The organism is Stenotrophomonas sp. GD03930 (assembly GCF_029839665.1).
In the GTDB taxonomy this organism is placed as follows: domain Bacteria; phylum Pseudomonadota; class Gammaproteobacteria; order Xanthomonadales; family Xanthomonadaceae; genus Stenotrophomonas; species Stenotrophomonas forensis.
In genome coordinates this window covers 978,613-991,491 of record NZ_JAOCAV010000002.1, presented here as the reverse complement: position 1 = coordinate 991,491, position 12,879 = coordinate 978,613, and the positions used below count along the sequence as shown (strand labels likewise).

Sequence of the window (12,879 nt, the reverse complement as noted above, 5' to 3'; positions counted from 1 at the left end):
GCCGCGATCCCGGCTTATGTAGAGTCGAGCCATGCTCGACTGCCTTTCGCGCGATGCGCGACGAGTCGAGCATGGCTCGACTCTACAACGGGCTATGCGCCGGCGAAGGTATCCACCAGCAGCTTCACGTTCAACACCACGATCACCAGCGCGATGACCCACGCGATGCTGCCCAGCCAGCGTGGCGCCACCAGTGCGCCCATCGTCACCTTGTCGGTCACGATCCGGACCAGCGGAATGATCGCGAACGGCAGCTGCATCGACAGCACCACCTGGCTCAGCACCAGCAGCTTTACCGCGCCCTGGTCGCCGAACAGCACGATCACCACCACCACCGGAATGATCGCCAGCGCCCGGGTGATCAAGCGCCGCAGCCACGGCGGCAGGCGCAGGTGAAGGAAGCCTTCCATCACGATCTGCCCGGCCAGCGTGGCGGTCACCGTGGAGTTCAGTCCCGAGGCCAGCAGGGCGATCGCAAACAGGGTGGCCGCCGCGCCCACGCCCAGCATCGGTGCCAGCAACTGGTGCGCCTGCTCGATGTCTTCCACATCAAAGCGGCCGTTGGCGTGGAACACCGCCGCGGCCAGGATCAGGATGCTGGCATTGATGAACAGCGCGAGGGTCAGCGCGATGGTGCTGTCGGTGACTGCCCAACGCAACGCGCTGCGACGCCCTTCATCGGTGCGCGGGTAGGCGCGGGTCTGCACGATGGACGAATGCAGGTACAGGTTGTGTGGCATCACCGTGGCGCCGATGATGCCGATGGCGATGTACAGCGCATGCGGATCGGTCACCACCTGCGCACGCGGGATGAAGCCGCCGAGTACCGCCATCACCGGTGGCGCGGCCATTGCGATCTGCACCACGAAGCAGGCGAAGATCACCATCAGCAGCGCGATCACGAAGGCTTCCAGTGCACGGAAGCCGCGGTTCATCAGCAACAGCACCAGCAGCGTATCCAGCGCGGTGATCACTGCGCCCCACAGCAGTGGCAGGTCGAACAGCAGTTTCAGCGCGATCGCCGTGCCAATCACCTCGGCCAGGTCGCAGGCAATGATCGCCGCTTCGCACAGCGCCCATAGCGCCAGGTTCACCGGCTTGGGGTAGCGCGCGCGGCAGGCCTGGGCTAGGTCCATGCCGGTGGCGATGCCGAGCCGCGCCGACAGCGCCTGCAGGATCACCGCCATCAGGTTGGAAATGAGGATGACCGACAGCAGCAGGTAGCCGAAGCGCGAGCCGCCGGCCAGATCGGTGGCCCAGTTGCCCGGGTCCATGTAGCCGACCGAGATCATGTAGCCCGGGCCGAGGAAGGCCAGCAGGCGGAACCACCAATGGCCCTTGTCAGGCACCGCTACAGACGCGTTGAGCGCGCCCAGGCTGGCCGGAGTGGAGGCCGAAGGGTCGCGGGGCGCCAGGGTGTTCATGGGTCCGAATATAGCTCCTGCTATAGTCATTAGCAATGTGAAACAATCGTCTTTATCGCGTTGCTGGTCCAGAATTCAGGTTCAACACCGGAGTACACCGGAAGGACAGGCGCAGGCGTGGGCAAGACCGACGATTCGACATCGCTGAAGAGCACCCCCTTGATCGAGGCCGAGCGCCAGGTCGAGAGCTTCCGGCAAGTGCGCGAGGCGCACCGGATGGAGCTGGTGGAGGACTATGTCGAGCTGATCTCGGACCTGCTGGCCGACGGCGGCGAGGCCCGCCAGGTCGACATCGCCACGCGCCTGGGCGTGGCCCAGCCGACGGTGGCGAAGATGCTGCGGCGCCTGGCCCGTGACGGCTGGGTGGTGCAGCGGCCGTACCGTGGCGTGTTCCTGACCCCGGAAGGCGAGGCGCTGGCGCAGGCCAGCCGCCAGCGCCATCAGACCGTGGAGCGTTTCCTGTTGGCGCTGGGCGTGGACGCGGATACCGCGCGCCGTGATGCCGAGGGCATCGAGCACCATGTCAGCGAACAGACGCTGGCGTTGTTCGAGGCGTTCGTGCGCAAGGCCGAGGGCGGGGCGCCGTAGCGGAAGCGCCGGGCAATGCCCGGCGGCATTTCGCGCGATCCCGGTTTCTGTAGCGTCGAGCCATGCTCGACGGCTGTTCGCGCGATGCGTGCTGAGTCGAGCATGGCTCGACGCTACAGATTCAGGCGGGCAGCGCGCCTGTTGCTGCGCGCACGCCTGCTTCGTCCATTGCTTCAACACCGGCTGCAGCCCTTCGTAACGCCGGCCTTGCCAGCCATTGGCCAGCACCTTGCCATCGGCATCGATCAGCACCAGGTTCGGCGGTGCCAGCCCAGCCAAGGCCTGCAGCGCCGGCATGCGCCTGGCGCGGCGCGGGTCAAGCACCGGCCATGGCATGGCCTGCGCGCGCATGTAGCGCCGCAACGCGGCCTCGCTTTCGTCCAGGCTGACGTACACCACTTCGGTATCGGCGCCGGCCTCGCGCAGGGCATCACGCACGCTGCGCAGGGTCGGCACGAAGGCGTGGCAGGGCGCGCACCAGTCGGCACCGAAATACAGTGCCACCAGTTTCGGCGGCGCCGGCCACTGCATCGGCCGCAGTGAGCGCTGCTCGGGCCGCATCAACGAGGCCGAAACCTGCGCGTGCAGGTCCGTCGCCATCGCCGGCACGGCCAGCAGCAGCGCGCCGGCCAGCAACAGTGTTCGCAGTGTGTCAGAACGCATAGCGCAGGTTGACGTACCACGAGCGCGCAAAGCGCGGGCCGTAGACGTAATCGCTGTCACGCAGTGCACCGGTTTCCAGGTCCTTCTGGCGCTGGTCGAACACATTCTTGACGCCTGCCGCCACCGACACTTCCTGCTGCGCCTGTGCGCCCAGATGCCGGTGCCAGCGTGCACCGAGATCGGTGACCAGGAACGCACGGGTGCGGTGCAGTTGGCCCAGCCGGTTGTTCAGCACCGACATCGGGCCGGTGTGGCGCAGCGCCACGAAGGTTTCCCACGGCTCGGCCGGCATCCAGCTGAGCTGGGCCAGCCCGGTCCAGCGCGGTGTCTTCAGGTAATCGCGGCTCTCGATGACGGTGCCGCCGCCCTCGCCGGTGTCGTCGAAGATGCGCTGCGGTTCGCGGAAGCGCGAGCGGTACCACGAGGCACCGGCGGTCAGCCGCCACTGCGGCGAAGGTTGCCAGCCGAGATTGGTTTCCGCGCCCAGCACGTTCGAGCCGGAGGCGTTGTAGCGCAGCTGGCTCAGCTGGCCGTCTTCACCGCGCTGGATCTCGCCCAGCGCGAAGGTGTCGCGGATGCGCGCATACGAGGCGGTGGCATCCCAGCTCCAGACCGGGTTGGCCGGGTCCGAACGCCAATCGAAGCCGAGCAGCGTGGTCAATGCGCGCTCTTCCTTCAGGCCGTCGGTGTTGCGCACGCGCACCTGTTCGCCGCCGAGGGTATCCACATGCACGTCCTCGACGAAGATTTCCGGTGCACGGAAGCCGGTGGCAACGCCAGCGCGCCATTTCAGGTTCGGCGTGGCCTGCCAGGCCAGCGCGATGCGCGGCGAGAACACCGCATTGTCCAGTTCAGAGCTCTTGTCCACGCGCGCGCCGAGTACAAGGTCCACGTTGTCACGCAGGCTCCACTCGTCCTGGATGAAGGCACCCAGGTTGTGGAAGCGCGCATCCTCCAGTACCGCAAGACGCTGCCCGGCACCGTTGCGGTTGTCGTCGCGCAGCGCCTCGTGCTTGTATTGCACACCAAAGGCCAGCGCGTGCGCGCCCACGCGCCAGTTCAACTGGCTGTCGATGTAGTGCAGCGGGTTATGGGTGCGGCCGTACTGCCGCCACGAACGCGAGGCGGCACTGCCGGCGACGTTCGGGTCCAGCTGCGACGGGTCGTAGCCCGGCGCCGATGGATCGGTGACCACGTCGCCGAGGCCGCCATAGAAGCTGTCGCGATCAATATCGGCGAACGCATAGGCCAGACGGAAATCGACGTCGGCATTGATTTCCTGATCCCAGGACACGCTGCCACGGCGATACTTCGTATCCAGCGATTCGGCGATGTTGGCCAGGTATTCGGGCTGGTCCAGGCGGTTGCCGCCGCGGCGGGTTTCGTCGGTCACCTGCAGGTCCAGGCGCAGCCGCGTGCCCGGCGTGGGCGCATACCAGGCCTGCAGCCCGCCGACCTTGAGGTTCTTGCGGGTGATCTCGGTATAGCCGTCGCCGTTGTAGTCGATGCCGCTGTTCCAGTTGCGCTGTGCGATCACCGACAGCCCGGCGTCGGAATCTTTCGCGACCAGGTCCAGGCGCACATCAGCGTTCTTCTGCGGCGTGCCCTTCAATACATCCACGCCTGCCTGCACATGGCCCCCACTGCGCGCCGGCAGCGGCGGGATCAGGTTGATCACGCCGGCCACCGCGCCCGGGCCGTAAAGCGCCGAGCCACCGCCCTTGACCACTTCGATGCGGTCGACGAAGCCGGCCGGAATCTGTTCCAGCCCGTACACGCTGCCCAGTGTGGACAGCAGCGGAATGCCATCGAACAAGAGCTGGTTGTAGGCGCCGGGCAGGCCGAGCAGCTGCACTTCGCTGGTGTTGCAGTTCTGGCAGTTGCTCTCCACGCGCAGGCCGTTGATCAGTTCGGCGGCGCGCGAGAAGTCGGTGGCCGCACGCAGTGCGATGTCTTCCTTGCGCAGGACCTCGGTGCGGATGGGCACGTCCGACAGCAGGCGTTCGCTGCGGGTGGCAGTACTGACCTTGACCTGCACGCGGTCCAGTTCGGTCGGCTTCGGTGAGGCGGCCAGTACAGGCAGCGGCAGGATCAGGGCGATGGCGGCGGTCAGGGGCAGCCGATGGAAGAGCGGGGTGGCAACGTGCATGAGGGCGTCGTCCTTGGGGGAGGAAAGGCGGCGAGGGCGACCTGGCTGGAGCATATAAAAGCAGTGGCTCATAGATATAGCAAGTGCTATATATCGAAGCCGCCGCAATTCTGCGCGCGCCAGGCATCCAGATGGATCATGCAGGTGTTATAACATTACATATCGAAGCCGCGACCCTGCCGGTGGTCATGTACCGCGATGCACGATTCGCGTCTTGTCAGCCGCGGCGGAAGGCGGCGGGGGTGCGGGCGCCGACGATGATCATGCGGATCATCGTGGAGATCTGCTCGACCAGTTCCGGGTCGTTCTCCGGAGGCTGGTCCATGGCCGACGCGCCCATCGCGAACACCAGGCGGGTGATCGCCATCGAGACCAGTTCCGGCTTGTGCAGGACCGCACCATCCAGGGCGGCCAGGCGCACCAGGTCGTGCTGCAGCTCTTCCTCGAAATAGTGCAGCTCGCGTTCGACGGCGTGCTTGAAATCGTCCGAGCCGACGGCCCCTTCGCGCAGCAGCACGTGCAGCAGCTTGTCGTCGGCACGCAGCTGCTCCATGAAGGTCTCCACCGACACCCGCACCACGCTGCTGGCGCTGGAGGTGGCGCGCTGGCGGGCCTCGCCGATGATGGTGCGCAGCGAGCGGCCGGCCACGTCGATCAGGGCCACGGCCAGTTCGTCCATGTCGCGGAACTGCCGATAGAAGCTGTTCGGTGCGATGCCCGCCTCGCGGGCCACTTCACGCAGGCTCAGCGTGGACAGGCTGCGGTGCGGCCCGATCAGCTTCAGCGCGGCAGCCAGCAGATCCTCGCGGCTCACCGTTCGGCGGGTCGGGCTGTTGGCATCTTCGTTCGGCGTCAGGGCGGTGGCGGCGGCCATGGGTGTTCCGGTGGGGCAAGGCTGAATCATACCCAATCCGGTTCAATATACACATGTATACACAGGTGTATGTGCGCCCGTATAGTGCGCCCATGAGCGCTGTCGTCCGTCCTTCCCTGTTTTCTCCGCACCGCTGGGTGTCGCCGACGCTGTTCGATTTCTGGGCAGGTCAGCTGAATCCTCTGTGGACCCTGCGTGAGCCGATGGCCCGCCTGGTACGGCGTGAGCCGGCCGGTGAGGGCGCGGCAACCCTGGTGCTGCGCACCAACCGGCACTGGGCCGGCATGCGCGCCGGCCAGCACGTGACCCTGAGCGTGGAAATTGAAGGACGTGTGTGGCAGCGCAGCTACAGCCCCACGGTGCTTGGGCGACGCGAGCTGGCGATTACCGTCAAGGCGGTCGAGGGCGGCCGGGTCAGCCAGCATCTGGTCAACCACGCACGGCCGGGCGAGCTGTTCCGTGTCGATGCCGCGTTCGGCGAGTTCCACATGCCCGCCGCCGCGCCGGTGCTGCTGCTGGCTGCCGGCAGCGGCATCACGCCGATGCGAAGCCTTCTGCGCGAAGCCTGCCAGCGCCCATTGGCGGCACCGGTCGACCTGTTCTACTGGGAGCGCACTGCCGCCCATCTGCAGTTCCGTGATGAACTGCAGGCGCTGGCGGCGGCGCAGCCGAATCTGCGCGTGCATCTGCTGGCCACCCGCGAAGGCGACATCCCGGCCGCGCGCATCGGCAGCCATGACCTGCAGGTGCCCGGCGATGACACGCCGCTGGCACAGCGCCATGTGCTGGCCTGCGGCCCGGATGGGTTCGTCGCCGCCGCACGTGAACGCCTGGCGCATCAGGTGGCGGGCTTCCAGGCCGAGGCCTTCACCCCGCCGGTGCCGTTGCTCGATGCCAGCAGCGAAGGCGAGGTGTCGTTGACGCTGGCACGCAGTGGCCGCCAGCTGAGCGTGCCGCGCGGCCGCTCGCTGCTGGAAAGCCTCGAAGCCCATGGCATCAAGCCCAAGCACGGCTGCCGCATGGGCATCTGCAACACCTGCACCTGTGATCGCGTCAGTGGCGCTACCCGCCACCTGCGCACCGGCGACCTGCAGTCCGAATCGGCGCAGCCGGTGCGGATCTGCGTGAGCGCGCCGACCACCGACCTGACCCTGGATCTCTGAGGACGCCTGCCATGACCCGCGCTACCGACCGTGCCCTGAGTACTGCCGAGATGCATGCCTTCGGCGAGGAACTCGACGCGATCCGCGACCGTGTGATCGGCAGCCTCGGCGCCTCCGATACCCGTTACATCCGCCGCGTGGCCGCCGCCGTGCGCTGGTTCGGCGTCGGTGGCCGTGGCCTGCTGTTCCTGGCCGCGTTCTCGCCGCTGTTCTGGATGCCGCTGCTGTGGCCGGCCGCGATCACCGGCACGCTGCTGCTGGCGCTGTCGAAGATCCTGGAGAACATGGAGCTCGGCCACAACGTCATGCACGGCCAGTTCGATTGGACCGGCGACCCCAAGCTCAATGGCAATACCTACGAGTGGGACATCGTCGCCACCGCCGACAACTGGCGCAAGACCCACAATTTCCGCCATCACACCTACACCAACGTGCGTGGCATGGACGATGACATCGGCTATGGCCTGCTGCGCATCTTCCCGGAACAGCGCTGGAAGCCCTTCTACCTGCTGCAGCCGATCATCGCGCCGATCTTCGCGCTGCTGTTCCAGTGGGGCGTGGCCGCGCAGGACCTGCGCCTGGGCCGCTGGCTGAAGGGCCGCATGAGTGCCCGTGCGATGTGGCTGCAGACCCGCCCGGTGGCGCGCAAGATGGCCCGCCAGGTGCTGAAGGACTACGTGTACTTCCCGCTGCTGGCCGGCCCGTTCTTCCTCACCGTGATGCTGGGCAACATGGTGGCCAACGGCCTGCGCAACATCTGGACCTACGTGATCATCTTCTGCGGCCACTTCACCGCTGAGTCGGAAACCTTCCCGAAGGAATGCCTGCGCAATGAATCGCGTGGCCACTGGTACCTTCGCCAGCTGCGTGGTTCGTCCAACATCAGCGGTGGTTTCCTGATCAACGTGCTGTCGGGCAACCTCAGCCACCAGATCGAACACCACTTCTACCCGGACCTGCCGGCCAACCGTTATGCGGCCATCGCCAAGGAAGTGAAGGACATCTGCCGCCGCTACGGCCAGCACTACAACAACGGCTCGCTGCCGCGCCAGTTCGGCCAGGTGGTCTGGCGCATCCTGCGCCACGCGTTCCCGAGCAAGCCGCGCCGCCTGCCGATGGCGGACATCATGTCCGCACCGGCATCGGCCAACGCGGGCTGATCCACTCAGCCCGCCTTCGCCAGGGCCGCTTGTTCGCGGTCCAGGCGACGCAGGAACACCTGCATTTCCTTGCGCGCCTGCTGGTCGCCCTTGCTGCCGGCCACGCTCAGCCCGCGCTGCCACGCCTCGCGCGCCGCCTGCGGCTGGCCACTGGCCAGCCACGCCTTGCCCAGCAGCTTCCAGGCCGCCGAGTACTGCGGATCGAGCACCACGCAGCGGCCCAGATGGGTCGCCGCGCGTACCGGGTTGCCGGCATCCAGCCAGCCCTTGCCCAGGCCGAAGCGCAGCAGCGCGCCGTCCTTGCCGCTGGCCAGCATGCATTCCAGGGCCTCGATGTTCATCAGCGCACCTCCTGCAGCAGTTCCTGCGGTCCCGGCTGGAAACGGCCGCGATGGAACAGCAGGGGCGCGCCCCCGTTCTCGTGGACATCGATGATGCGGCCAGCCAGCAGCAGGTGATCACCCACCGGCCATTGCGCGTGGCGGGTACAGGTGAGGTGGGCCACCGCACCGGCAATGCGCGGCGGGGCGTCTTCGTCATCCTCCAGCAGCGGCAGACCGTCGAAACGGTCGCGCACCTGTGGATCGGCGAAGCGCCGTGCCAACGCGTCCTGGTCGGCTGCCAGCACGCTGATCGCAAAGCGGGTGGCGCGCTGGAAGGTGGACAGGCTTTGCGCATGCAGCGCCAGGTTCCACAGCACCAGCGGTGGCTGCAGCGATACCGGCACGAACGAGTTGATGGTCAGGCCGACCGGTTTGCCCTGCGCGTCGCGCGCGCAGACGATCGCCACGCCCGTGGGGAAATGGCCGAGCAGCCGCCGCAATGCACGCGGCGGCATCCCGACCGACGGCACCGGAGCCGGGGCGGGGAACACCCCCGCCCACGGCCCGGCGTACGGCAGTGTCTCGCCGCTCATGAGGCCCGGGCCTGGCGGTAGCGCCGGCCGACCTCGGCCCAGTTGATGATGTTGAAGAACGCACCGATGTAGTCCGGGCGACGGTTCTGGTAATGCAGGTAGTAGGCGTGCTCCCAGACATCCAATGCCAGGATCGGCGTGTTGCCGGACAGGCCGACCGCTGCGCCCATCAGCGGGCTGTCCTGGTTGGCGCTGCTTTCAACCTGCAGGTGACCGTTGCGATCAGTGGTCAGCCACGCCCAGCCGCTGCCGAAGCGGGTCTGCGCGGCCTTGCTGAAGGCATCCTTGAACGCATCGAAGCCGCCGAGATCGCGATCGATGGCCGCGCCGAGTTCGTCATCAGGGGTGCCGCCACTGGCGCTGAGTACGGTCCAGAACAGGCTGTGGTTGGCGTGGCCACCGCCATTGTTGCGCACCGCGCCGCGCTGCGCTTCGGGCACCGCATCAAGGTTGGCGATGAGCGCCTCGACCGGTTGCGCGGCGATGCCGGCCTGCTCGAGGGCGGCATTGAGGTTGTTGACGTAGGTCTGGTGGTGCTTGCCGTGGTGGATCTCCATCGTGCGCGCATCGAAGTGCGGCTCGAGGGCATCATAGGCGTAGGGGAGCGGGGGAAGCGAGTACGACATCGAAGCAATCTCCGTGGGGAAGGCCAGCGGGCTGGCCGTGGGGAGATCGTTATCGCACCTCAACATTGGTTGAGGTCAAGCGCGGCGTAGAGGCGTGGTAGTGCCGGCCGCTGGCCGGCAATCAGGCAACATCGGGATGCCGGCCAGCGGCCGGCACTACCACAATCAGCTCAGCCAGTCCCTGCAAGCGCTGTCGACCTGCTCGCCACACGCCTGCTGCATCCGTTGCTGCAACCGCGCCAGGGTCTCTGCGCCCTGGTGCTTGCCACTCCACGCCTTCAGCTGCCCGGCCAGGCGCTCGAAACGCTGGCGCGTGCGCTGGTGATAACCCGACGGCTGTGCGTCCAGTTCGGCGATCAGCGAGCTGGTGGCCTGCTCGATGCGCGGTGCATCGTCCGGCGCCAGCTTCAGCAACCCTTCCACGTACAGCACGCCCCATTGCACGCGGGTGGCCGGGCCCTGCGCACCGTCGTAGGCACGCTTCAGCCATTCCAGTGCACCGGCGGTGTCGCCGCGCTGCTCGGCCAGTTCGGCCAACTCGGGCATGTAGTAGTACGGCTGCTCACTGCGCTTCAGTTCGGCCAGCAACAGCGCTTCCGCTCCCGCGTCGTCACCCACCTCGCGCAGGGCATAGACCGCGCTGCTGATCGTGGCCTGGCGCGCATGGGCATCGGTGGCGGCAGCATCGGCCGCGGCGACGCGTTGCTTGACCCGCGCCACCAGCGCCGCCGGTAGCGCGCCCTTCGGTTGCTGCTGGCGGGCCAGCGACACCTCTGTCAGGGCCCGCGACAGCGCGTCGTCGGCGCGGTCGCCGCGCTCTGCGTCGGCGCGTTCCAGCGCCACCAGCAACTGCTGGCCCAGCGTAGTGCGGGTGGCCGGGCCGGCACTGGCCTGCTTGACCAGCGTGGCGCCGGCATAGCCCAGCAGCTCGCGGTTGCGGCGTACCTCGGCCGGCTGGGCCAGTACCGCCTGCAGCAGCTCACGGACTTCGGTGGGCGAGGCGCTCGGTTTCTCCGCGGTGGCCAGCGCCAGCAGCGCGAAACGACGCTGCAGGGTAGCCTCCGGCGCCGCCTTGGATAGCTGCCGCAGCACGTCCTCGCTCCTGCGTTCGCCGGCCAGGCGGTTGGCATCCACTTCCCAGCCGTAGTCGCCCAGCACCTGCCAGTCCTCGGCGGCCAGCCTGTCCGGCGTCGCCAGCGCGGTGGCCAGTGTGGCAGCGACTGCGCTGCGGCGTCCGGCGGCCACGGTCAGTGCGCGGGTCAGTTCGGCCGCGTCGTTGCCACCGGCCACGCGGGTGATTTCGTTGCGCTGCGGGTCGAGCACGATCAGGGTCGGGTAGCCGCGTACGCCGAAGCGCTCGCCCCACGCCTGCGCCCCTTCCTCGTCGCCATCCAGGTAGACCGGCACGAACTTGCCGGTCAGTGCGATGAAGGCCGGGTCCTTGAACAGGCCGGCCTTGAGCTGGTTGCAGGGCGGGCACCAGACCGCGCCCCAGTACAGAAGCACCGGCTTGCCGCTGTCGGCGGCCTCGGCGAACGCATCGTCGACGTCGCCCTGGCGCCAGGCGATGGCGGTGGCCGGTGCCGGGGCTTCGGCGGAGTTGGCGGTGGACACCGGGGCTGGCGTGCAGGCGCTCAGCGCCGAGGCCAGCAGCAACACGGAAAGCGCGACGCGCATCGGCAGCATCTCGAAGGGCGGGGTGACAGGCCATTGTAGGAAGGGCCGGGGAACGTGCTGATTCAGTTTGCTTATGACGGGCGCGCTGCAGGGCATGACGCCCGTCGGGCATTGCCGGTCAATGCCAGGAGGATGCCTTCAGGCCGCTGCCCACACCATCTGCTGATACACCAACCCATTGAACTCGCCAACCTCGCCATCCAGCACGAAGCCATAGCGCAGGTAGGTCGGCACTGCATTGAGCGAGGCGCGGACGGTCAGCATCGGCCCGCGCACCTGCGGAAGCACCGCTTCGAACAAGGCATGGCCGATGCCCTGGCCCTGGCAGGCGGGATCGACGAACAGCATCGCCAGGTGCCGTCCCTCCTTCAGTTCGACCACGCCGACCACGCGTGCGTCCTGCTCGGCGACGAGGATGAGGTTGTCGCCCTGCAGGCGTGCGCCGAACGCATCGGCGGCCGCAACGCTACCGAAGGTGGCGATGCCGGTCGCGCTGAGCGGCGGCGCCACGGCCTCGTTGAACGCGGCCAGGCACACCCCGCTGATCGCAGGCAGGTCATCGGCATGGGCGGGGCGGATCTTCGGCATGCAGCGTTCTTCCCGTGGTATGTGGCGCGTCAGCGTCGCCGGGTACCTGCACGCTAAGCTGGCGGCATGAGTGAATTCAATCCCGCCTACGCTTCGTTGTTTCCGCAACAAGGGCTGAGCCTGGGCCTGATGACGCCCGTTGCGGCGCATGGGCTGGCCGATCCACGCGAGGCGCGGCGCATCGCGCGGCTGGCCGACGATCTGGGCTTCGCCGCACTGTGGACGCGCGACGTGCCGCTGATGGTGCCGCAAGGGCCGGATGCGACGGCCAGCGCATTGGACGATCCGTTCCTGTGGCTGGGCATGCTGGCTGCCGCGACCGAGCGCATCGCGGTCGGCAGTGCGGCCATCGTGCTGCCGCTGCGGCAACCGCTGCAGGTGGCGAAGTCGGCACTGAGCCTGGACCGGATCAGCGATGGACGTTTCGTGCTGGGGCTGGGATCGGGCGATCGACCGGAAGAGTTCGCCGCCTTCGGCGAGGACCTGGAGGGCAGGGCGGCGACCTTCCGCGAACGCTGGTCGCTGCTGCGCGCGGCGCTGTCACCTGATGCCGATGAGCGGGCCGCGGTGCTGCGGGCGACCGGCGGCTTCGATGTGCTGCCGGCGCCGGCCACGCGCATTCCGATGCTGGTGGTGGGCACGGCGCGGCAGAGCCTGCAGTGGATCGCGCGCGAGGCCGAGGGTTGGGCCACCTATCACCGCGAGGAGGCTGCGCAGGAAGGGCGCATCGGCTTGTGGCAGCAGGCGCTCGTGCAACGCGGCGGGGCAGGCAAACCGTTCGTGCAGTCGATGCTGCTGGACCTGCAGGCAGACCCGCAGGCACCGCCCGAGCCGCTGCCGCTGGGCCTGAAGGTCGGCCGCGACGGTCTGCGCGACTATCTGCTGCGCGTGCATGCGCAGGGCGTGGCGCATGTGATGTTCAACCTGGTCGACAACGCGCGGCCGATGGACAGCGTGCTGCGCGAGATCGGAGAGCAGATCCTTCCGCACGTATCCGCGCGCCGACTGTAGCGTCGAGCCATGCTCGACTGCTTCTGCTGGATACGCCGAA

12 protein-coding genes and 1 pseudogene are annotated in these 12,879 nt (G+C 67.7%); 4 read left to right on the top strand and 9 right to left on the bottom strand.

Annotation, left to right across the window (positions count from 1 at the left end; translation table 11 throughout):
- Positions 1–92: 92 nt before the first annotated feature.
- Positions 93–1,424, bottom strand: coding sequence for an Nramp family divalent metal transporter (locus N5C18_RS15140; protein WP_274510630.1), 1,332 nt, complete (start codon positions 1,422–1,424; stop codon positions 93–95).
- A 117-nt stretch (positions 1,425–1,541) separates the two neighbouring features.
- Here N5C18_RS15140 and mntR point away from each other — a divergent pair, with 117 nt between their 5' ends.
- Positions 1,542–2,012 (top strand): manganese-binding transcriptional regulator MntR, encoded by a 471-nt coding sequence (mntR, locus tag N5C18_RS15135; protein WP_049457402.1) that lies wholly within the window; start codon positions 1,542–1,544, stop codon positions 2,010–2,012.
- 123 nt (positions 2,013–2,135) lie between these two features.
- Here the strand turns inward: mntR and N5C18_RS15130 are convergent.
- The 3 genes and pseudogenes from N5C18_RS15130 to fabR form a co-directional block, all read right to left on the bottom strand.
- A pseudogene (locus tag N5C18_RS15130) lies at positions 2,136–2,675 on the bottom strand (thioredoxin-like domain-containing protein); the annotation flags it as partial.
- A complete protein-coding gene (locus N5C18_RS15125; RefSeq protein ID WP_279944969.1) occupies positions 2,665–4,824 on the bottom strand; it encodes a TonB-dependent receptor in 2,160 nt (719 codons plus the stop codon). The pseudogene N5C18_RS15130 and the gene N5C18_RS15125, both read right to left, overlap by 11 nt.
- 217 nt (positions 4,825–5,041) lie before the next feature.
- The gene (gene fabR, locus N5C18_RS15120) at positions 5,042–5,698 is read right to left on the bottom strand and encodes an HTH-type transcriptional repressor FabR (protein ID WP_053449970.1); all 657 of its coding nucleotides are present in this window, start codon (positions 5,696–5,698) and stop codon (positions 5,042–5,044) included.
- Positions 5,699–5,790: 92 nt separating this feature from the next.
- On the opposite strand from fabR, the gene N5C18_RS15115 reads away from it, so the two are divergent.
- Complete coding sequence (locus tag N5C18_RS15115; RefSeq protein ID WP_053449969.1) at positions 5,791–6,861, top strand: ferredoxin reductase; 1,071 nt, start codon at positions 5,791–5,793, stop codon at positions 6,859–6,861.
- Between the two features lie 11 nt (positions 6,862–6,872).
- A complete protein-coding gene (locus tag N5C18_RS15110) occupies positions 6,873–8,021 on the top strand; it encodes an acyl-CoA desaturase (protein ID WP_279944968.1) in 1,149 nt (382 codons plus the stop codon).
- A 5-nt stretch (positions 8,022–8,026) separates the two neighbouring features.
- On the opposite strand, the gene N5C18_RS15105 is transcribed toward N5C18_RS15110, so the two are convergent.
- The 5 genes from N5C18_RS15105 to N5C18_RS15085 form a co-directional block, all read right to left on the bottom strand.
- Positions 8,027–8,362: a tetratricopeptide repeat protein gene (locus tag N5C18_RS15105; protein WP_008267331.1), complete on the bottom strand. Its 336-nt coding sequence runs from the start codon at positions 8,360–8,362 to the stop codon at positions 8,027–8,029.
- Positions 8,362–8,937, bottom strand: coding sequence for a flavin reductase family protein (locus N5C18_RS15100; protein WP_053449968.1), 576 nt, complete (start codon positions 8,935–8,937; stop codon positions 8,362–8,364). Before N5C18_RS15100 ends, N5C18_RS15105 begins: the two co-directional genes overlap by 1 nt.
- The gene (locus tag N5C18_RS15095) at positions 8,934–9,563 is read right to left on the bottom strand and encodes a superoxide dismutase (protein WP_279944965.1); all 630 of its coding nucleotides are present in this window, start codon (positions 9,561–9,563) and stop codon (positions 8,934–8,936) included. Before N5C18_RS15095 ends, N5C18_RS15100 begins: the two co-directional genes overlap by 4 nt.
- A gap of 165 nt (positions 9,564–9,728) precedes the next feature.
- Positions 9,729–11,249, bottom strand: coding sequence for a thioredoxin family protein (locus tag N5C18_RS15090; protein WP_279944964.1), 1,521 nt, complete (start codon positions 11,247–11,249; stop codon positions 9,729–9,731).
- A 129-nt stretch (positions 11,250–11,378) separates the two neighbouring features.
- Positions 11,379–11,828: a GNAT family N-acetyltransferase gene (locus N5C18_RS15085; protein ID WP_279944962.1), complete on the bottom strand. Its 450-nt coding sequence runs from the start codon at positions 11,826–11,828 to the stop codon at positions 11,379–11,381.
- 66 nt (positions 11,829–11,894) lie between these two features.
- Between N5C18_RS15085 and N5C18_RS15080 the strand changes: the two genes are divergently transcribed.
- The gene (locus tag N5C18_RS15080; protein ID WP_279944960.1) at positions 11,895–12,839 is read left to right on the top strand and encodes a TIGR03571 family LLM class oxidoreductase; all 945 of its coding nucleotides are present in this window, start codon (positions 11,895–11,897) and stop codon (positions 12,837–12,839) included.
- Positions 12,840–12,879 lie beyond the last annotated feature (40 nt).